Consider the following 19,615-nt stretch of genomic DNA (forward strand, 5'->3'; position numbering starts at 1 on the left):
GAAGGCGCAACTGTCGCTTCGTCAGATGGGCCGAAGTACTGCCATCCGGCCCAGGCCGCCGCACATGCTGCGGCGAAGGCACCGAGGGAAGCTGCTCGGCGCTTGATCAGAGCCGCTCGATGATGGTGCCCGTGCCCAGCCCGCCACCACAGCACATGGTGACGAGGGCTGTGTTCTTGTCGGCCCGGTGCAGCTCGTGCACCGCCTTGGTCAGCAGGATCGCACCGGTGCCGCCCAGCGGATGGCCCAGCGCGATCGCGCCCCCGTTGGGGTTGACCCCGTCCATGTCGGGGTTCACCTCGCGCTGCCAAGCGAGGACGACCGATGCGAATGCCTCGTTGATCTCGACGATGTCGATGTCGGACATCTGCATGCCATTGCGCTCGAGCAGGTAGTTCGTGGCCTCGATCGGCCCCGTCAGCATCAGCACCGGGTCGCTGCCGACCAGGCAGGTGTCGACGATGCGAGCCAGCGGGCACAGGCCCAGCTCGCTGGCACGGCTGGCCCGCATGAGCAGAACCGCTCCCGATCCATCGCTGATCTGCGACGAGCTGCCGGCGGTGTGCACGCCGCCGTCCATCACCGGCGAGATCCCGGCAAGGCCTTCCGCCGTGGTGGGCCGGATGCCGCCGTCGCGCACGACGTGGCGAACTTCGTCGGTGGGCTTGCCGTCTTCGTCGAGCACCGGCGCATCGATCTCGACGATCTGTGTGGCGAAACGGTCTTCGGCCCACGCCCGCGCGGCGTTGTGCTGGCTTCGCAGGCCATAGGCATCGCATTCTTCCCGGCTGATGCCCCACTGCTTGGCCATGAGCTCGGCGCCCTGGAACTGCGTTGTGTACTCGTAGTGCTCTTTGTAACGGGAGGTAGCCGTGCGCTGCCCCTTCTTGTAGCTCGATCCCATCGGATTGCGCGTCATCGACTCGACGCCGCACCCGATGGCCGAGTCGACCACGCCGCTGCGCACGAGGCCGTACGCCAGCGTGGTGGCCTGCTGGCTCGAACCGCACTGCGCGTCGACGGTGGTGGCAGCAACTGACAGGGGATAGCCCGCGCCGAGCCACGCAGTGCGCGCAATGTTGGCAGTCTGCTCGCCGGCTTGGCTGACGCAGCCGCCCACGATCTGGCCGATGCTGCCCGGGTCGACCTGCGTGCGTTCCATCAGTGAGGTCAGCACGTCGCTGAGCAGATCGGATGGATGGATGCCGCTCAGGTCGCCGCCGCGCCGGCCGACGGGAGATCGGACGGCGTCGACAATGACGATGTCGTCGGGATGCTGGTTCACGGATGCGCTGCTCATGGCCGGCACTGTACTTGCGCCTTCGTACTGCCCGCCCAATGGTTTGGCCGGCATTGGCCTGTTGCGGCCGGCATCAGGCGGCGTGCAGATCGATCTCGGGCGGGCGTGTCGTGGCGGCCAGCGCCGCCCGTGCCCGAGCGACGCCCCGCAGACCTTCCTGGCGGGTCGCCCGGTTCAGCCGGTGGGGCATCCGGCTGGTTGACACCAGCCGGAGCTGAGGTGCGATATCAAGCTGTTCTGCCATGTGCCCAGTGTGATCAGGGGGTGTGACACGAATAGCCCCCAGTGCGCCTCCGGGGCACTGCGGAGCCTCCTCACGGAATCGCCTCGCCTCTGCTCACTAGCCTGCGCGCCGTGACCGACAATCGACACGACTGGCGCTACGGCATCACCGTTCCCTTCGGCGATCCGCTGCATGCCCAAGCCGACCTCTACCGCGAATTCGCAGATCTCGGCTACACCGAGTTCTGGAGCTCGGAGGCCGACGGCACCGACGGGTTCACCCCGCTGGTGCTGGCCAGCCAATGGGTGCCCGATGTGCGGCTGGGCATCGCCATCATCCCGGCCTTCACCCGCGGCCCTGCATTGCTGGCCCAGCAGACCGCAGCCATCTGCGAGGCGGCGCCGGGACGCTTCGCCATGGGCATCGGGGCATCGTCGAACGTCATCGTGGAACGCTGGAACGGCATCCCCTTCGACGAGCCGTTCAAGCGAACACGTGACACCGCTCGATTCCTGCGCCAGGCGCTCACAGGCGAACGGATCAGCGAGACCTACGACACGTTCGATATCAGCGGCTTTCGCCTCGGCCGCCCGCCCGAGATCCAGCCACCGATCCTGCTGGCAGCCCTGCGGCCCGGCATGCTGCGGCTGGCTGGCAGCGAGGGCGACGGCGCCATCATCAATTGGCTCTCGGCCGACGACGTTGCCACCGTCCGTCCCTATGTCGATGAGGGCGGTGACGGCAAGGAGGTGGTCGCCCGGATCTTCGTGTGCCCCAATCCCGATGCCGACGTGGCTCGGGCGGGCTTCAAGCGGGCGATCGCCGCGTATCTCAATGTTCCCGTCTATGCCGAGTTCCATCGCTGGCTCGGCAGGGGCGAACTGCTCGCCGCCATGTGGGAGCGCTGGTCTGAGGGCGACCGTCGAGGGGCGCTCGAGGTGATCGACGACGACGTTGTCGACGAATTGCTGGTGCATGGCCCGCCAGAAGCCTGCCGGGAGCACATCGACCGCTATCACGCGAACGGTGTCGACGTATCGGCTATCTCGATCATGCCGTTCGGCGGCATCGACCCAGTCCAGGCCGCCCGCGACCTGTCGCCCGCCGCTCGCAGCTAGCCGGCTCATTCGCTGGGCTGCCCAGGCGCGTAACCTCCCGGTGAGCCCGGATCGGGCTCACCTGTCCGCGCATTCTTCAAGGAGCAGACATGGACCTCGAGACGATCACCTACGAAGTGCGTGACGGCGTCGCGCATGTGCGGTTCAACCGACCGGAGGGCGCCAACGCCGTCAACCCGCAGTTCTCACGCGAGCTGCGAGCCGTCATGCTCGAGATCGAGTTCGATGACGCAGTCAAGGCTGCATCGGTCACCGCGGAAGGCCGGGTGTTCTCGGCTGGCGGCGATCTGAAGGAGTTCCACGCAGCGGGCGACGGTCTGCCCCAGCTCGCATCGGACATGGTCATCGACCTGCACGCGGCGATCAACAAGATGAACCGCACGCCCAAGCCGTTCGTCGCGGGCGTGGGCGGCAGTGTCGGCGGGGCCGGCATGTCGCTGGCCGCCTCGTTCGACTTGGTGATAGCGGGCGAGTCGGCGAAGTTCACCATGGCCTACACCCGGGCCGGCGTGACTCCCGACGGCACGTCGTCGTACTTCCTGGCGCGCCACATCGGGCTGCGCCGGATGCTCGACCTGACGCTCACCAACCGCGTGCTGTCTGCGGAGGAAGCCGAGCAGTGGGGCCTGGTCAACCGTGTCGTGCCCGACGATGAGGTCGACGCTGCCACCGCCGAGTTGGCCCAGTCGCTGGCCGACGGCCCGGCGTGGGCGCTGGGCCACGCCAAGCGGGTGATCTACAACGGCATCGACTCCCCGCTCGAGCAGGCGGGCGAGTTCGAAGGCAAGACGATTACCGACGCCATGCTGACACATGACGGCCGTGAGGGCATCGCTGCCTTCGTGGAGCGCCGCGCGCCGAACTTCACCGGCAACTAAGCACACGCGTCGGGGTAAAGGGGCTGCAGCCCAGCCCCACAGCGGAACTTCGCCGGTGCGCTCGGTACCGCCGCCGGCGTCCTAGCGTCGAACGCTTGCGCGCACTAGACAAGGTGTGAGCGGCATCAGCCGTGCCGCCGTTTGTGCGCGAGGAGCACGAACCATGCCCCCCCAGGAGATCACAGCAGAACCATTCCCCTGGCTGGACACCAGCCGGTATTCATTCTCTCAGGGCATCGACGCTTCGGGAGCTGCATGGCTGGCGGGGCAGACCGCCGGCGCGTACGACGCCGAGTCGGGCCGGGTCACCGTGCGCGGCGACGGCGCCGAACAGGCCAGCGTGTGCTGGGCCAAGGTGGAAGCAGTGCTCGACGCAGCCGGGCGAGACGTCAGCGACTGCTCTGAAGTGACCGAGTACATCACGGTGGCCGGGGCTCCTGAACGCGATGCGATTGCGGCCCAGCGGCCTCACAGCCTGGGTTCGGCGATGGGCGGCGTGCGCCCTGCGACATTCATCGTCGAATCGCTCGTGCGACCCGAGGCGCTGGTGGAAGTAGAGGTGGTAGCCGGGCAGGTCGACGGCTTGGTGCACGTGCCCCAGGTGCTGCCCGTCGACGACGACGGCAATGCGGTGCTGGAGGGCGATTTCGTCGGCCAGTGCGAGTGGGCGCTCGAAGAAGCCGGCCGCCGGCTCGAGCCCCACGGCATGGACTTGAGCAACGTCGTACGAATCGTGCAGCAGACCACCGCGGCCACCCGCCGCCAGTACAACGAGACCGCGGAGGCACGCCGGCGGCTGCTCGCACCGCAGTTCCCGTCATCAACGGGGTTGCTGATGCCTGAGCTTCCCCATCCCGGGGCGCTCGTGGCGCTCGATGTGTGGGCGTCGGCGCATCCCAAGACGGTGGTGCCCTACCTGGCTGACGCCTACTCGTCACTCACCTTCAGCCCCGCCGTGGAGGCCGGCGGGCTGCTGTTCATCTCCGGCACCACGGCGTTCAATCTCGGCACCGGAGAGACCGTTGCCGAGGGCGACATCGGCGGGCAGGCCGAGTTTGTCTACGGAGAGATCGCCGCCATCTGCGAGATGGCCGGCACCTCCATCGACAACCTCGTCAAGACGGTCGAATACGTGACGCCCGACGGCGTCGGCGACTACCGGGCCGTCGGCGAGGTGCGCCAGCGCATGATGGGCCGGCCATTCCCCGCCTCGACCGGTGTCGTGGTGTCGGGGCTGCTGAGCCGCCGGTGGCTGATCGAGGTGGAAGCCGTCGCCTTGATGCCCTGAAGCCGGGCCCGAACGTTCCCATGACGCAGTTGCTGACCCCCGAAGTGCGCGCTGCGCTCGGCTCGACGCACACCTATGTGGCGCCCGAGCCGCTCAGCCGAGCGTCCATTCGCTATTTCGCGTTGGCCATCGGCGCCGACCCGCAGCGCTGGCGCGACGAAGCGCCGCCGACACTGATCTGCGAGACGGCACAGCTGACCGGTCGCGCCGTCCCCGACCGCAATTCGTATCTCGGGCACACCTGGGAGCTGCCGCTACCCGTGCCATGCGCCATGTTCCGGGGAGGCAACGACTACCGGTTCGAACGGCCAGCCCGCTTCGACGACGTCATCACCACGACCTGGACGTTGGCCGATGCGACGGAGCGGGTCGATCGCGCCGGCGGAGCGTTGCTGCTGGTGAACGCAGAGGCCCGCTATTCGGCTGGCGACGAACTGCTCGCCACGAACACCGAGACGATGATCTTCCGACCGATCGAGCCTGCGGCCGCCGACGCCGGGGACGAACATGCCGATGCCACGCCGCCTGCAGACGGTGAGCGATCCCGAGACCCTGCGGGGGAGACAGCGGAGGTGGCGGCGGGAAAACGACCCCAAGATTCGGCAGCCGATGGCGCGACGGCAACGGCGGAACCCGCGGCGGACCATGCCGACGGCGCCACGCCGCTGCCACGTCAACGTTTGACCCCCGGCCGGTCGCTGCGGCCGCTGCATCGACACATCGCCTTGGCGGACATAGTCGCCTACGGCGCCGCCACGTGGGACTGGCATCGCCTGCACTATGACGAGGCGCACGCCCGCCGGCTGGGCGCTCCGGCACCACTGGTCGACGGCCAGATGCTGGGGGCGCTGCTGGCCGAGTGCGTGCTTCGGGCCGCAGGCCCCGGCGCCCGGCTGGTCCGGCTCTCGTACCGCAATCGTGCGCCGGTGCGCGCCGGCGAGACGGTGGGCTGCGCTGGCACGATCGCGACATCCGACGATGCAGGCTTCAGCGTCGACCTGTCGGTCTCGGTCGGCGAGCAGCTTGTCGTGGCGCCGGCATTCGCTCAGCTCGCCTGGACGTCCAACTGACACGGCCTCGAGCTTCGCCCTGTGCTTGCCGCTCTAGCTCGCTGCGCTCGCGGGCCGCTACGGCCGGGGCTCAGCCTCCTAGCATCGGGCGCCGACACGGCGCCGACCCAAGGGGGCACGACGTGGACTTCTCCATGAGCGACGAGCAGGCGCTGATCGTCGAGACCGTTCAGCGTTTCGTCGAGAGCGAGATCATCCCCCTCGAGGCCGACCTCGACCCCGACGCCGGCGAGCTTGAGCCCGACGATGCGGCCCGGCTCACGCAGATGACCCGCGACATGGGCTTCTACGGGCTCGACATTCCCGCGGAGTACGGCGGGCCGGGTCTCGACACCACCACCCGGGCGCTCATGGCCATCGAGATGTCCAAGCACCGGGCCGGGCTGTACAACCCCTGCTACGGGGTGTTCGGCGGCGCAGGCCTGGCGCAGCTCTACGAGGCCACCGACGAACAGAAGGAGCGCTGGCTGTACCCGACCCTGCGTGGCGAGAAGATGGGCTGTTTCGCCCTGACTGAGCCGTCGGGAGGGTCCGACCCCGGCCGGGCCATCCGCACCCGGGGCTACAAGGACGGCGACGAGTGGGTGCTGAACGGCTCGAAGCTGTTCATCTCCGGTGCCGACAAGGCCGACTACGCACTGCTGTTCGCCCGCACGTCAGACGATCCGAGCCGTAACGGCGTCACGGCATTCATCGTCGACACCGACACGCCCGGGTTCAACGTGCGCCGGGTGGTGCACACGCTGCGAGCCACCCGCTATGCCACCGAGCTGGAGTTCACCGACATGCGGGTGCCCGAGAGCCATGTGCTCGGCGAGGTGAACGGCGGCTTCGGCATCGCCAACGACCGGCTGAGCCGCCAGCGCATCCCCTATGCGGCGGGCTGCCTGGGGCCGGCGATCATGGCCCAGGAGATGGCAATCGAGTGGGCCCGCAGCCGCGAGACGTTCGGATCGGTATTGGCCGAGAAGCAGGCGGTGCAGTGGATGATCGTCGACAACGAGATCGACATCCGCCACGGGCGCTGGTGCGTGCTGGAGGCGGCCCAGAAGGCCGACCGCGGCGAGCGTTTCCGCACCGAGGCCGCGATGGCCAAGCTCGTCGCCTCCGAGGCCGCCGGGCGGGTGGTCGACCGCTGCATCCAGATCCACGGCGGCATCGGCGTCACCAAGGACCTGCCGCTGGAGCGCTGGTACCGGGAGCTGCGCATCCGCCGGATCGGTGAGGGCCCCAGCGAGGTGCAGCGGCTGATCATGGCCCGCGACATCCTCGGCGGCAGCTTCAAATGAGCGAATCGGACACCGGGGCCGGCGAGCCGGCCCGACCGCTGCCGCTCGACGGCGTGGTGGTGCTGGACCTCGGGCAGATCTACCAGGGGCCCTACGCCGGTCTGCTGCTGGCCTACTCGGGCGCCAGGGTCATCAAGGTGGAGCATCCCCGCGGCGAGGCCCTGCGAGGCCACAGTCACCAGCTGCCCTTCGCCATGCTCAACTCGTCGAAAGAGATCGTGTCGCTGGATCTCAAGTCGCCGCGCGGCCGGGAGCTGTTCATCCAGCTCGCCGGCGGCGCCGATGCGGTGCTGTGCAACTTCGCCCCCGGCGTTCCCGAGCGGCTCGGGATCGACGCCGAGACGCTCTGGCAGACGAACCCCAAGCTGGTGTTCGCCCAGGCCAGCGGCTACGGCCTCGACGGCCCGGATGCTCAGCGGACCGCCATGGACGTCACCGTCCAAGCGCACATGGGCGTGATGAGCATCAACGGTTTCGCCGACCGCCCGCCGGTGAAGTCCGGCGCGACGTTCATCGACTTCCTCGGCGGCACCCACCTGTACGGCGCCGTGGTGACTGCACTGTTCGAAGCGCAGCGCACCGGCCGCGGTCGCTTGGTGTCGACGTCGATGGCCGAGGCTGCGTACTACACGCTCACCACCTCATTGCAGGCGTGGCAGTTGCACGGTGTGACCGGACGCATGGGCAACCGCAATGCCGCCATGAGCGTCTCGCCGTCCAACGTGTATCCGTGCAGTGACGGGCACATAGCGTTGATCGCCGCGATGAACTCGCACTGGCGCGCGGTGCTGGAGGTGATCGGCCGGGCCGACCTGCTCGGCGATGAGCGACTGCGCAGCAACGCCGGTCGCTGCGAGCACATGGACGAGGTGGACGAGCTGGTGACGGCGTGGACGTCGGGGCGCACCCGCGCCGAGGCGGCTGCGGCACTGTCGGCGGCGGGCGTGCCGGTGGCGGAAGTCCGCGAAGTCACCGACGTCGTGCACGACGATCACATGATCGAGCGCGGGTTCCTCCAATGGACCGAGCTGGACGGCTTGGGCGAGATCCCGCTGGCGCACAGCCCGCTGCGCTGGCACGGGTCGGACATGCGCGAAGTGGAGCCCTACCGGCCTGTCGGCGCCGACAACGAGGCGATCTACCGCGAGTTCTGCGGGCTGGAAGCCGACGACCTCGCTGCGTTGGCAGCCGAACGCATCATCTGATCCCTCGAGTTCCCGGCACGTCGATGCTGAGGGATCAGGAGGGGGTGAGCCGGCCGACGCGCTGCGCTTGGTCGCGCTGCGGCTCAGGCAGCTTGCCGTGGTCGGCGAGGTGCAGCATCAGCAGCTCGTCCCAGCGGCTGCGGTAGTTGGAGGTGAACTCGCAGCGGAACTGCGTGGCACCGCCGTGTTGTTCCATTTCGCGCCGGAGCGCGGACTGCATGCCGAAGAGCTCGTTCGCACCGGCATAGCCCACCGACAGCACCGTGCCGTCGGCGTCGGCGACGTGATACACGCCGAGCTGCGCGGGCAGTGCATCGACTGCCGCGTCATCGAGACGCTGCCATGGCTTGTCGAGCCGGATGCCCATCTAGCGTCGCCTCTCGGGTCGGGTCGTGGTCGCGCGGGTGCGTCGGTTGGCGAGTTGCGTGCCCCGGGGCCTATGCAGCCGCCGCCACGACCGGCACATCGGTCACCGCCGTGCCCATCAGATCTTCGAAATTCAGCTGGAAGAACCTCTCCTGCACGTCGGCGGGCAGGTGCTCGACCTCGCGGTCGAAGCGCCGCAGCGGATTCCGACCGCCCTCGACGTGTGGATAGTCGGAGCTGAACATGCAGATCTCCGGGGCTGTGTTCTCGATGATCCAGCCGGTCGGCTCGGTGGGGTAGGGCGTGACCCGCACCTGGCGGTGCACGTACTCCGAGGGGCGCAGGCTGAGCTTGCCGAGCCGCTGCTCGTGCCGCTCGAACGCGTCGAACGCTGCTTCGAGCTGGCGAATGAAGCCCGGCACCCACACGGCGCCCAGCTCGATCACGCCGATCTTCAGCTCCGGAAAGCGCTCGAGCACGCCGTCGAAGATCAGCATCGACAGCGCCTGCAGCGGCGCTGCGGAGATCGCCATGTACGACACGGAGCGGAAGTTCTCGCCGCCGCCGTGGAAGTCGGGCTCGGGCGGCAGGCCGTTGTTGCGGTGCTGCGGCGGCATCACCAGGTCGGGCGTGGCCACATGCATCACCACCGGGATGCCGGCTTCCTGCGCGGCGGCCCAGACGGGATCGAAGCCGACGTGGCTGTGGGCGTGGTGCTTCGGCATGCGGTTGGGGATGAGCAGCGCCGCCGCGCCGTCTTCGATGGCCTGGCGGGCGTGGGGCCCGGCGCGTTCGATGTCCTGCAGCGGCACCGAGCACACCGGCAGCAAGCGGGCATCGCCTGAGCAGAACGCGATCTGCGCCCGGTTCGCCGCTGTGGCAGCGGCATAGGTGAGCGCGGGCTCGGCGGTGTGCTCCATCTCCTCGATGAGCGTGTTGGGCATCGAGGGGAACACGAGCTGGCTGGCGAAGCCCAGGTCGTCGAGTGCTTGGGACCGATCGGCGGGATCCCAGGCGCCCGGGGCGATGTAGTTCTTGCGCAGCATCACCTCGGCTGCGGCGCCGGCGCGGAACTCCGGGTCGGCCTGGCGGGCCCGGGCCTTCTCGATGTCGGCGAACACCTTGTCGTTGTCGCCGATGGAGAAGTGGTCGAGCGCATACCGCGCCACCTCAGCCGAAGCGAACGGCTCCAGCCACTCCGGCGGCTCCATGGTGTGCGCATCCGCGTCGTGAATGATCCTGTCCTCGACGTAGGCCATGGCCGTCCCCTCGATGTCCCTGCGGCGCATTCGACGATACCGCTCCCGTCGCTGGCGCTTCCGGGCTCGGATCTCTTCGGATTGGGTGATCGCAGGCGCTTCGACCGTTACGACCACCGTGGGGCGGTGCGTCGTCAGTTCTTGTGGAGCTCGGGGTTGATGCCTTCCCAGCGGCTCGGGTCGGCTACTCGCATCTCGATGGCGCCGCTGACGCTGTTGCGGATGAGCAGCATCCCTGAGTGCCCCGAAATGTCGCGGCCTTTGACTACGGATCCGTCGGGCAGGGTGATCAGGCTGCCAGCTGTCACGTAGAGCCCGGCTTCGACCGTGCAGTTGTCGCCGAGGGCGATGCCGATGCCCGAGTTGGCGCCGAGCAGGCAGTGTTCGCCGATCGACACCCGCTCCCGGCCGCCGCCCGACAGCATCCCCATGGTGGAAGCGCTGCCGCCAAGGTCGGAATGCGCTCCGATGACCACGCCGGCAGAGATACGCCCTTCGACCATGGCAGGGCCGAGCGTGCCGGCGTTGAAGTTGACGAAGCCTTCGTGCATGACCGTGGTGCCGTCTGCCAGGTGGGCGCCGAGTCGCACCCGGTCGGCATCGCCGATGCGGACGCCCTGGGGGATCACGTAGTCGACCATGCGCGGGATCTTGTCGACCGCCGTCACGCTGACGGGGTGGCCGAGCGACGCAGCCGCTGTGCGCAGATCATCGACCCGCTCGGGCAGCACCGGCCCGGCACTGGTCCACGCGCAGTTGGTCATCAGGCCGAACATGCCGTCGAGGTTGGCGTCGTGAGGCTGGATCTCACGGCGGCTCAGCAGGTGCAGTCGCAGGTACGCATCAGCCAGGTCTGCCGGTGGAGCATCCAGATCGTCGATTGTGACCGTGACGGTCTCGCCCACATTGACGCCAAGCTCCACCGCCAAGCACGACCGGGCCGGCGGCGAGTCCTCCGTGGCTCCTTCCGGAAACCAAGCGTCCAGCCGAGTTCCTGTTGCGACGTCCACATAGCTGTGCCCGACTGCGCTGATGGTGCCCGAGTTGCTCCCCGATGTATTCACCTGCGCATCCTGCCACCACAGCGCCGCAAACACGCTGCTGCGTACTGACCGTGTGCTCGGAGGAACGTTTGCTCATACACACTGCTGGCGGACGCAGGGCTAGCGCTGTGGCACACGGACGATTTCAATCCGGCGGCTGCTGTCGAGCAGTTGCCGTGCTAGGTCGCGCACGTCGGCCGTGCTGATATCGCCCACTGCATCCTCGATTGACCGCGCCCACGGCACGTTGTCGTGGCCGATGGCCTCGCGCATCAACAGCAGGTAGGGAGGAAAGAGCCGACCGCCGAAGTGCGCGTCGTTGGCGACGATGCTGATCGCCTGCTCGAGGTCGGAGATGCTCGGGCCCTCCGACGCAAGCTGTCGTATCACGTCGTCGATTCGCTGCTCGATTGCCGGCATCGCATCGCCCGGGCCGGTGGCCGAGATATAGGCGTACAGCCCCGGCACCGGTCGGTACTGCGGCACGCTCCAGATGTAGACCGCGTAGGTCTGCCCCAGATCCTCTCGTACCCACTGCACGAGATGCTCGTTGAGAATCGCTGTCAGAACATCGGACGTTGCGACCAGCTCGGGCGACAGATCAACGGGAAGCTCGAAGTGATACTCGAGGCCTGATTCTGCAAGAGTGTCCGCGGCTACCTCTCTGCGCGTCGGGCCCTCGGGATGCGGGGGCCTGCGGTCGACCCCCAGGTCAGGCGTCCTGGCAGGCAACGTGCCGATGTAGCTCTCTGCGAGCTCCCGTACCTTCGAACTCACCACGTTGCCGGAGACTGCGATGACCAGATCGTCGACGCCGACGAAGCGATTGCCGTAAAGCGTCAGCAGGCCATCGGGCGTCATGGCCTCGACTTCGGCTGCAGTCGGACTCACCCTGAAGTACTCGTTGTCGCCGAAGCGTGCCGTCGCGTAGGCGGCCCGGGCTTGGCGGCCCGACGAAGTTCCCATCTCTGCTACCGCATTGCGCGCACTCTGCTGGGCACCGCGCGCTGCGGTCTCGCTCACCCTGGGTTCGGTGAACAGTAGATGGACGTATGCCAACATCGTCTCGAGACCTGCTGTGTTGACATAGCCGAAGAAGCCCTCGGCCGTGTGCTCGATGAACGGTGTCAGCTGGACATCTGCCTGTTCCAACTTCGCGCGGACTTGTGATGCCGACAGTTCGCCGACGCCGCTGGCCATCACGGCCTCGAGTGCGAATGGCGCCAGCGCAGCGCTGCCCGGAGGCAGCTGCGAGAGGCCGCCACGGGACTCAGCAAAGAAATGAACAGAGCCAGGCGCCGAATTGCCCTGTTCGTACACGACCCGAGCACCGTTGGGGAAGGTCCATTCATGGATGGTGCGATGGCCGTTCGGCTGCTGCCTCGAACTCACTGGGTCCACGGCATCCGGACGCTTCATGAGCTCGCTGATGACTGCATCGATGGGTGTCGGGGCCGCGGGCGCAGCCGATGCGATCGCCGATGCGAGTTCGTCTGTCGACGGCAGCGCGGATTGGTCCGACCCGGCTGCCACCACGACCGGTTGGGATCTCGCGAGAACCCATTGGTGATAGCGATTCAAGCCCTCGAGCGAAATGCCATGGAGAGTCTGGATTGCGCCGGCCAGCCAATTGTCTGCGTCGCGCAGATCTTTGCCCCCGACGAAGTGGTCCGCATAGTCCTGCGCGTACCGGAAATCGCTGCGCGATTGCCGATCCTTCGACTCGTCGTTGAGTTGTGCCCGAATACTGCCCATCGCCTGCGCCAACTCGACATTGGTGAACGGGTGCACCGCCGTTCCTGTCACCACGGACCAGAAGTCGGTGACGGCCGCTCCGAGTTCGGGCCCCTGCAGCTCGGCCGAGTGGTACCGGACCCACCGAGCGGGAGCCTGCTCGCGGACGAGCGGCGAGTTCGCTTGGGACAGCGTGCCCGCCTCGTGTGCCCGGGACAGCCGGGCATTCAGCATGCTCAGCAGCAGCCGGTCGAGGACGTTGAGCGCCTCGCCGCAAGCGGTGCCTTCCGGCCAAGCAGGAGTCAGCCAGCTGATGGTGGCGTAGGGACTGCCGATGTCGGGATGCACGGCCGAGGCGAACCGGGGGCCGTCGGCGATCGGCGCCGCCCACGCCTCCTGGCTCGGGACGGAAGCCTCAGCACGCAGCCTGCGGAAATGGCGTTCGATATGCGCTTCCAGTTCGTCCACCTCGAGATCGCCGACTGCGATCACTGCCATGTTCGAGGGCACGTACCAGGTGTCGTAGAACTGCCGAAGCTGCGCGGGGGAGATGCCCGCGAGCGAGGCTGCGGTGCCGCCGATGCGGTCGCCCTCGTACGGCGTGCCTTCGAACATCAGGTCTGTCGTCACTCGGCCGACGTGCCCGAAGGCTGAGCCATCTCGCAGGTCGAGCTCGTTCTGGACGATGCCGCGCTCCGCCTCGACCTCGCTCGTGCTGATGCTGGCGAATGACGCCCACTGGCTCAGGATCTCGAAGGCCACTGGCACTTTGTCGACGAGCCGTTCGGTGCCGCTCGTGCTGATCGACATGATGTATACGGTCGAGTCGTATGACGTGAATGCGTTCTCGTCCGGGCCGAACTCGACGCCGATGTCGCGCAGTGCTTGGTGCAGTTCGTTGAGCGGGTACAGATCAGTCCCGTTGAAGAGCATGTGCTCGACGAAGTGAGCAGTTCCTTCGGCACCGTCCGGGTCGGTGACGCCGCCGGCCCTGACGACCAGACGCAGATCTAGGTGGCCTGCGGGAACATCGTTCGACCTCGCGTAGTACGTGAGGCCATTGTCGAGCCGGCCCAGCACGAGCTCGTCGTCGCGCGGCAGTGGCTCGCCGCCAGACAGGCACAGCTCGGCAACGTTCGTGACCGAGTCGTCTCCGGCCAATTCCAACGGTGCTGGCTCGGACTCAGGGACGGTCGATCTCGTCGATCCGTCGCCGCCTCCCGTGCACGACGAGACTGTCAGCGCCGTGACAGCGAGCAGCGCGACGGCGGAGGTGCCGGTCGAACGCTTGCGGCGCTTGGGCATTCCTGTTCTCTAGCCGGTCGCAGCGCCAGCGCGGTGTTGCCCGTGCGATGCCGCCGTGCTGCAGAGCGCCGCGAGGCGCCCGTCCGCTGCGAGGAGGCGCTGCGCGCCGGTAGTTTCGGGGCATGAAGACACCTGTGTGCGAGATGCTGGGCTGCGACGTTCCGATCGTCGCATTCACCCATTGCCGGGATGTGGTGGCGGCGGTGACCAAGGCGGGCGGCTTCGGCGTGCTCGGCGCAGCCGGTCACACGCCCGAGCAGCTCGACATCGACATGGGCTGGATCCAGGACGAGGTGGGCGGCCGGCCATTCGGCGTCGACATCATCGTGCCCGCCAAGTACGAGGGCAAGTCTGAGGGCGAGCTGTCGGTCAAGGACCTCAAGGCGATGATCCCGCCGGCGCACCGCGAGTTTCTCGACGACATGATGGAGCGCTACGACGTCCCGCCGCTGCCGGCTGAGGACAAGCCCGGCGCCATTGCCGGCGACGCCGAGCCGCCCATGACCTACGCCCAGGCGGTGCCGCTCATGGACGTGGCGTTCTCGTACCCGATCCGGCTGGCCGTGAACGCGCTCGGCCCGCCGCCGCCCGACATGATCGAGCGGGCCCACGACAACGATGTGCTCGTGGGTGCGCTGGCCGGCAAGAAGGTGCACGCTGAGCGTCATGTCGCCGCAGGCGTCGACATCGTCATCGCCCAAGGCCATGAGGCCGGCGGCCATACCGGCGACATCGCCACGATGGTGCTGGTGCCCGAGGTGGTGGATGCCATTGCGCCGGTACCCGTGCTGGCAGCAGGCGGCATCGGCAACGGGCGTCAGGTGGCTGCCGCGCTGGCGCTGGGCGCCCAGGGCGTGTGGTGCGGGTCGGTCTGGCTCACCACCCAGGAAGCCGAGACGCATCCCGTCGTGAAGGACAAGTTTCTGGCGGCAGGCTCGTCGGACACGCTGCGCTCACGCTCCCGCACCGGCAAGCCCGCCCGCCAACTCCGCTCGGCCTGGACCGACGAGTGGGAGGGCGAGAACTCGCCGGGCACGCTGCCCATGCCGCTGCAGCCGATGCTGATCGGCGCTGCCAGCCGCCGCATCGACCGGGCCGCCATGAACCCGTCCAATACGGGCGCGGTCGAGCTCGCCAACTACTTCGTCGGCCAGGTGGTCGGGCAGCTCAATGAGTCGATCTCGGCCACGCGGGTCGTCGAAGAGATGATCAGCGAGTATCTCGACGTCATGGAGCGCTTCGAGCGGCTCAACGCCTGAGCGCGAGACGCAGCCCAGGCAATCTCGCAAGAGGGGGACAGACATGGAGACCATGACCGGACGCGTCGCGGTGGTGACCGGGGCCGCATCGGGGATCGGCAAGGCCCTGGCACTGGGATTTGCCGGCGAGGGCGCCAACGTGGTGCTGGCCGACATCGAGGAAGAGCCGCTGCGTGCCGCCGAGGCCGAGGTGGCCGGCCACGGCGTCGAGACGCTCGGCGTCATCACCGATGTGACCGACGCCGACTCGGTGGGCGCGCTGGCGCAGGCCACCATCGACCGCTTCGGCGCCGTGCACATGGTGTGCAACAACGCCGGCGTCGGCGGGGGAGGGCTGATCCGCAACCAGCAGCTCGTCGACTGGAAGTGGGTGGTGGACGTATGCCTGTGGGGCGTGATCCACGGCGTGCATCACTTCCTGCCCCATCTCATCGAGGCCGAGGAGTCCCACATCATGAGCACCGCCTCGGTGGCCGGGCTCATGTCGGTGCCCGGCCTCGGCCCCTACAACGCCGCCAAGTACGGCGTGGTGGCGATCATGGAGACGCTGCACCTCGAGATGCAGCGCGACCGCAACGCCGATGTGGGCGTGTCGGTGCTGTGCCCCGGCGTGGTGCGCACCAACATCGCCACGGCCCAGCGGAACCGGCCCGAAGAGCTGCGCCGTGAGCGCCGGCCTCGACCGGAGGGCGAGGCACCGTCGGAGACCGCGGACGCCCGCCGCCGCAACGCCAATATCGCCGCTGCGCTGGAACGAGGCATGGACCCTTCCGAAGTGGCCGCCAAGGTGATCGAGGCCATGTACGAGAGGCGTTTCTGGGTGCTGTCGCATCCCGAGCTGCTCGCCGATGTCAACCACCGCAACCAGCAGCTCGCCGACCTCGAGAATCCCACGATCTACACGAGCTTCACCGACGGCGAGCAGTAACCGGAAGCGCCTCCTGCGGCGCTCAGCGGCTGTCGGCGAGCATCTGCACGGGCAGTTGGTCGTCGGGCGGCGCCGGCCGCAGCGCGTACACGAGCGCCCTGATCAGCATCGTCGCGAACAGAATGGCGACGGCCGTCAGGGCCATTGATGCGCCGCCGGCGAGCCGATGGTGATAGCTCAGCAGCAGGCCGACATAGACCGACACCGCTCCGATCAGCACCGCGACGACCATGATGAGCGGCACACGCCGCAGGAACATCGAGGCAGTCGCTGGCGGGGCGATCAAGAAGGCCATGACGAGCAGGCTTCCGACTACTTGGAACGAACCCACGATGGTGACGGCCAGCAACGCCATGAGTACACCGTGCGTGAGGCGTGGGCGAAGCCGGGCCATCTCTGCTTGTACCTCGCAGAAGGTCATCACGAAGAACGCCCGATAGAACACGACTGCACCGCCGACAGCCACCACGGCAACCACCGCCTGGCGCACGAGGTCTGTGTTCTGCACGCCGGTGATCGAGCCGAACAGGAAGCGGTCGATGTCGCCGGTGCCGGCGGCTGCCCCCGACGACATGATCACCACGGCGAGCGCCAGCAGTCCCACGAACAGCACGCCGATAGAGGTGTCCTCGGAGAGGGGCGAAATGCGCGGGATGAACGAGATGGCACTCACCATCACGATTGCCGCTACTAGAGCGCCGAGGCCCGTGTCGAAGCCCACGATGAATGCAATCGCGATGCCGGGAAGCACCCCGTGCGCCAAGGCGTCGCCGAGAAAGTTCAGGCTTCGCAGCACCACCCAGGTGCCCACCATCGAGGTGGTCAGCACCGCGAGCAGTCCCGCGGCCAGCGCCTTGGTCATGAACGGGTTGGAGGTGAACGGCTCGATCCACCAGCCCACCGGATCGGTGAGGAACGTCATGTCATCCCCCTGATGGGCTGGTGGTCGGCTCGCCCCTGGTCAGGGGTGGTGTCGCCGCAACGCTAGATCCCTCAACCCAGCGCATCCGCAATTGCTTGTGCGTTGAACCTCAGCATTCCGATCAGCGTGTCGCCGTCTTCACCTTCAGGCGCGAGGCTGCCAGTGAGCAACTGCACCACGTTGATGTTGCCTGCGGCGGTCGCCAAGGCCTGGATATCGACATCGGAGTGTGTCGTCTCCGAGAACACAGCGGGCACGCCTTCGTGCTCGATGATCTCGGCCAGCTCCTCCAGCAGAGCGGGGTTGGTCTCGGCTGCCGTGGAGAGTGAGGGAATCACGGTGCCCACGATCTCGAAGCCGTAGCGGTCGGCGAAGTAGCCGAACGCATCGTGGTTGGTGATCAGGATGCGGCGATCCGCCGGCACTGCGTCGAGAATCTCGGCGACCTCGGCATCGGCGTCTTCCAAGGCCTTCCGGTAGGAATCCAAGCAGCGGTTGACGGTGTCGGCATCTGCGCCGGCATGGATCAGTTCGTCGGCCAATTCGCCGAGCACTCCGGCGACGCGCTGCGGATCGAGCCAGACGTGGGGGTCGCCACCGCTGTGGTCGTGCCCGTGCTCGTCTTCATGCCCGTTTTCGTCCTCGTGGTCGTGCATGTCCTCGTCGTCGTGGCCGTCTTCGTCGTGGTCGTGCCCGTCTTCCTCGTCGTGGTCGTCCTCGTGACCCTCGTCGTCGTGGTCGTGGCCGTCTTCCTCGTCGTGGTCGTCCTCGTGACCTTCGTCGTCGTGGTCGTGGCCGTCTTCGTCGTCGTGGTCGGCGTGGTCGTCCTCGTCGTGGCCTTCGTCGTGGCCTTCGTCGTGGTCGTCGTCGTGTCCCTCGTCGTCGTCGTGGTCGTGCCCGTCCTCGTCGCCGTGGTCATCGTGTTCGTCATCGCCGTGCCCGCCGTGCGCTCCGCCGAATTCGAATTCGATGGTGTCGATGTGCTCCGCCACCTCGAACACATGCACGCCCTCAGCTGCGACAGCTTCCAGGGTGTCGTGGAGGCGCTCCTCGAGACCCAGGCCGTTCGCCACCACCAGGTCGGCTGCGCCCATCGTCTCGCGGTCTCGCAACGACGGCTCGTAGGAGTGCGGATCGCCGCCCTGCGGGATGAGGGTGGTTACCGACACGCTGTCCTCGCAACCCACGTTGCTGACCACGTCGCCCCAGATGCTCGTCGTGGTGACCACCGACGGCACTGCCGAGGATGCGTCTGTCGCGTCAGCCGCGTCGGTATCAGCATCGGTTCCCGTGCATGCAGCAGCGAACAGCGCCGCAGCCGCCGCCACCACCAATCCGCTCTTGCGGATCCGTCGACGCCTCCGTTGACTCGCGCCAGCTTCGACCGTCATTTGTGCCTCCCCTATGCTCCGATTCAGGTGCGGAAGAGCCCCAGTGGTGCTCTAGCCTCACTTCAGGTTTTGAGAATGAGAACCAGTTTCAGCTACCCTATCGAGGCTGGAGCACCCAACCACCTTCGAAATCGAAGTGAGGCACGCCCTGTTCCATCTCCACGACGTCCGAGTCTCTTTTGGGCCCTGCCATGTGCTCGAAACAGGCGATCTGAAGCTCGAAGACGCGTCGTCGGTCGCACTCATGGGTCCGAACGGGAGCGGCAAGACCACCTTGCTGCGGGTGCTCAGCGGGCTACAGCGCCCGACGTCGGGCCGAATGGAGTCTCTCGGCGACGTCAGGGTGGGGTTTGTGTGCCAGCACCACCAGCCGCATCCCTTCATGCCGATGACGGTGCAAGAGGTACTGACCATCGGGCGCTATCGCAGTCGCGGACTGCTGAAGCGGTTTCGTCGCAGCGACAAGGAAGCGGTTCGTGTTGCGGCTGAGCGGCTCGACGTTGCGCACCTGCGTCAGCGTTCCTTCGGCGAGCTCTCCGGGGGTCAGCGTCAGCGAGTCATGGTGGCAATGGTGCTCGCGTCCGACTATGACTGCTTGCTGTTCGACGAGCCGATCACCGGCCTCGACTTGCCGAGCCAGACGACCATTCTCGAGGTGATCGAGGCTGAGCGTGCCGCCGGGCATCTTGTGGTGATGTCCACGCACCACCTGCAGGAGGCACGACGCTGCGATCGTGTGCTGCTGCTGAAGGGGATGGTGCTTGCCGACGGGCCTCCCGACGAGGTGCTGACCGATGCGAACCTGACCGCGGCTTTCGGCGGCGAAGTGGTGGCCCGCGACGGTGCCGAGCGCGAGTTCGTCATGGAGAGCATCCACGCCCATGAGGCGGGCGATCCTGGCTGTGGCCCGAATGTCGGTGTTATCTCGCACTCCCACCAGGGACAGTTCTCGCCGGCGGGCAGCCACCACGGTCACCACCACGACTTTGACCACGATGCTTCCCATGAGCACGCCCGCCAACTGTGACCGCCGTGGG

At 67.4% G+C, this 19,615-nt stretch carries 17 protein-coding genes; 9 read left to right on the plus strand and 8 right to left on the minus strand.

The window, feature by feature from the left end:
- Positions 1-106 precede the first annotated feature (106 nt).
- Both ACOQPE_RS09495 and ACOQPE_RS09500 read right to left on the minus strand, forming a co-directional pair.
- On the minus strand, positions 107-1,300 hold the full coding sequence (locus ACOQPE_RS09495; protein ID WP_420608681.1) for a steroid 3-ketoacyl-CoA thiolase: 1,194 nt from the start codon (positions 1,298-1,300) through the stop codon (positions 107-109).
- A gap of 73 nt (positions 1,301-1,373) precedes the next feature.
- Positions 1,374-1,544, minus strand: a complete 171-nt coding sequence (locus tag ACOQPE_RS09500; protein ID WP_420608682.1) for a hypothetical protein — start codon at positions 1,542-1,544, stop codon at positions 1,374-1,376.
- 110 nt (positions 1,545-1,654) lie between these two features.
- Here ACOQPE_RS09500 and ACOQPE_RS09505 point away from each other — a divergent pair, with 110 nt between their 5' ends.
- From ACOQPE_RS09505 to ACOQPE_RS09530, 6 genes are all read left to right on the plus strand, one after another.
- Positions 1,655-2,641 carry an LLM class F420-dependent oxidoreductase gene (locus ACOQPE_RS09505; RefSeq protein ID WP_420608683.1) on the plus strand — a complete coding sequence of 329 codons (987 nt, stop codon included), beginning with the start codon at positions 1,655-1,657 and terminating at the stop codon, positions 2,639-2,641.
- 89 nt (positions 2,642-2,730) lie between these two features.
- Entirely contained in the window at positions 2,731-3,519 is a 789-nt protein-coding gene (locus tag ACOQPE_RS09510; protein WP_420608684.1) for an enoyl-CoA hydratase/isomerase family protein, read from the plus strand.
- Between the two features lie 163 nt (positions 3,520-3,682).
- On the plus strand, positions 3,683-4,807 hold the full coding sequence (locus tag ACOQPE_RS09515; RefSeq protein WP_420608685.1) for a RidA family protein: 1,125 nt from the start codon (positions 3,683-3,685) through the stop codon (positions 4,805-4,807).
- A gap of 20 nt (positions 4,808-4,827) precedes the next feature.
- Positions 4,828-5,877, plus strand: a complete 1,050-nt coding sequence (locus ACOQPE_RS09520) for an FAS1-like dehydratase domain-containing protein (RefSeq protein WP_420608686.1) — start codon at positions 4,828-4,830, stop codon at positions 5,875-5,877.
- Positions 5,878-5,999: 122 nt separating this feature from the next.
- A complete protein-coding gene (locus tag ACOQPE_RS09525) occupies positions 6,000-7,166 on the plus strand; it encodes an acyl-CoA dehydrogenase family protein (protein ID WP_420608687.1) in 1,167 nt (388 codons plus the stop codon).
- Positions 7,163-8,371, plus strand: a complete 1,209-nt coding sequence (locus ACOQPE_RS09530) for a CaiB/BaiF CoA transferase family protein (RefSeq protein ID WP_420608688.1) — start codon at positions 7,163-7,165, stop codon at positions 8,369-8,371. The genes ACOQPE_RS09525 and ACOQPE_RS09530 overlap by 4 nt, the downstream gene beginning before the upstream one ends.
- Before the next feature lie 34 nt (positions 8,372-8,405).
- On the opposite strand, the gene ACOQPE_RS09535 is transcribed toward ACOQPE_RS09530, so the two are convergent.
- The 4 genes from ACOQPE_RS09535 to ACOQPE_RS09550 all read right to left on the minus strand — a co-directional run bounded on the left by ACOQPE_RS09535 (position 8,406) and on the right by ACOQPE_RS09550 (position 14,078).
- Positions 8,406-8,738, minus strand: coding sequence for a DUF7508 domain-containing protein (locus ACOQPE_RS09535; RefSeq protein ID WP_420608689.1), 333 nt, complete (start codon positions 8,736-8,738; stop codon positions 8,406-8,408).
- Positions 8,739-8,808: 70 nt separating this feature from the next.
- A complete protein-coding gene (locus tag ACOQPE_RS09540; protein WP_420608690.1) occupies positions 8,809-9,996 on the minus strand; it encodes an amidohydrolase family protein in 1,188 nt (395 codons plus the stop codon).
- A gap of 134 nt (positions 9,997-10,130) precedes the next feature.
- Positions 10,131-11,060, minus strand: coding sequence for a DapH/DapD/GlmU-related protein (locus tag ACOQPE_RS09545; protein WP_420608691.1), 930 nt, complete (start codon positions 11,058-11,060; stop codon positions 10,131-10,133).
- 99 nt (positions 11,061-11,159) lie between these two features.
- Positions 11,160-14,078: a M16 family metallopeptidase gene (locus ACOQPE_RS09550; protein ID WP_420608692.1), complete on the minus strand. Its 2,919-nt coding sequence runs from the start codon at positions 14,076-14,078 to the stop codon at positions 11,160-11,162.
- A 122-nt stretch (positions 14,079-14,200) separates the two neighbouring features.
- Here ACOQPE_RS09550 and ACOQPE_RS09555 point away from each other — a divergent pair, with 122 nt between their 5' ends.
- The gene (locus ACOQPE_RS09555; RefSeq protein WP_420608693.1) at positions 14,201-15,337 is read left to right on the plus strand and encodes a nitronate monooxygenase; all 1,137 of its coding nucleotides are present in this window, start codon (positions 14,201-14,203) and stop codon (positions 15,335-15,337) included.
- 43 nt (positions 15,338-15,380) lie between these two features.
- Positions 15,381-16,265 carry an SDR family NAD(P)-dependent oxidoreductase gene (locus tag ACOQPE_RS09560; RefSeq protein ID WP_420608694.1) on the plus strand — a complete coding sequence of 295 codons (885 nt, stop codon included), beginning with the start codon at positions 15,381-15,383 and terminating at the stop codon, positions 16,263-16,265.
- A gap of 22 nt (positions 16,266-16,287) precedes the next feature.
- On the opposite strand, the gene ACOQPE_RS09565 is transcribed toward ACOQPE_RS09560, so the two are convergent.
- Together ACOQPE_RS09565 and ACOQPE_RS09570 are read right to left on the minus strand one after the other, a co-directional pair.
- Positions 16,288-17,187, minus strand: a complete 900-nt coding sequence (locus ACOQPE_RS09565; protein ID WP_420608695.1) for a metal ABC transporter permease — start codon at positions 17,185-17,187, stop codon at positions 16,288-16,290.
- A gap of 71 nt (positions 17,188-17,258) precedes the next feature.
- Positions 17,259-18,578: a metal ABC transporter solute-binding protein, Zn/Mn family gene (locus ACOQPE_RS09570; RefSeq protein ID WP_420608696.1), complete on the minus strand. Its 1,320-nt coding sequence runs from the start codon at positions 18,576-18,578 to the stop codon at positions 17,259-17,261.
- Between the two features lie 193 nt (positions 18,579-18,771).
- Here ACOQPE_RS09570 and ACOQPE_RS09575 point away from each other — a divergent pair, with 193 nt between their 5' ends.
- A complete protein-coding gene (locus tag ACOQPE_RS09575) occupies positions 18,772-19,605 on the plus strand; it encodes a metal ABC transporter ATP-binding protein (protein WP_420608697.1) in 834 nt (277 codons plus the stop codon).
- Positions 19,606-19,615: the final 10 nt, after the last annotated feature.

Origin of the sequence: Candidatus Poriferisodalis sp., assembly GCF_965219595.1 — a bacterium.
Classification (GTDB): domain Bacteria; phylum Actinomycetota; class Acidimicrobiia; order Acidimicrobiales; family Poriferisodalaceae; genus Poriferisodalis.

Bases quoted from the DNA above. Each gene is read 5' to 3' on its own strand.
- ACOQPE_RS09495 (WP_420608681.1), bottom strand. From the start codon at position 1,300: ATGAGCAGCGCATCCGTGAACCAGCATCCCGACGACATCGTCATTGTC.
- ACOQPE_RS09500 (WP_420608682.1), bottom strand. From the start codon at position 1,544: ATGGCAGAACAGCTTGATATCGCACCTCAGCTCCGGCTGGTGTCAACC.
- ACOQPE_RS09510 (WP_420608684.1), top strand. From the start codon at position 2,731: ATGGACCTCGAGACGATCACCTACGAAGTGCGTGACGGCGTCGCGCAT.
- ACOQPE_RS09515 (WP_420608685.1), top strand. From the start codon at position 3,683: ATGCCCCCCCAGGAGATCACAGCAGAACCATTCCCCTGGCTGGACACC.
- ACOQPE_RS09520 (WP_420608686.1), top strand. From the start codon at position 4,828: ATGACGCAGTTGCTGACCCCCGAAGTGCGCGCTGCGCTCGGCTCGACG.
- ACOQPE_RS09530 (WP_420608688.1), top strand. From the start codon at position 7,163: ATGAGCGAATCGGACACCGGGGCCGGCGAGCCGGCCCGACCGCTGCCG.
- ACOQPE_RS09535 (WP_420608689.1), bottom strand. From the start codon at position 8,738: ATGGGCATCCGGCTCGACAAGCCATGGCAGCGTCTCGATGACGCGGCA.
- ACOQPE_RS09540 (WP_420608690.1), bottom strand. From the start codon at position 9,996: ATGGCCTACGTCGAGGACAGGATCATTCACGACGCGGATGCGCACACC.
- ACOQPE_RS09550 (WP_420608692.1), bottom strand. From the start codon at position 14,078: ATGCCCAAGCGCCGCAAGCGTTCGACCGGCACCTCCGCCGTCGCGCTG.
- ACOQPE_RS09555 (WP_420608693.1), top strand. From the start codon at position 14,201: ATGAAGACACCTGTGTGCGAGATGCTGGGCTGCGACGTTCCGATCGTC.
- ACOQPE_RS09560 (WP_420608694.1), top strand. From the start codon at position 15,381: ATGGAGACCATGACCGGACGCGTCGCGGTGGTGACCGGGGCCGCATCG.
- ACOQPE_RS09565 (WP_420608695.1), bottom strand. From the start codon at position 17,187: ATGACGTTCCTCACCGATCCGGTGGGCTGGTGGATCGAGCCGTTCACC.
- ACOQPE_RS09570 (WP_420608696.1), bottom strand. From the start codon at position 18,578: ATGACGGTCGAAGCTGGCGCGAGTCAACGGAGGCGTCGACGGATCCGC.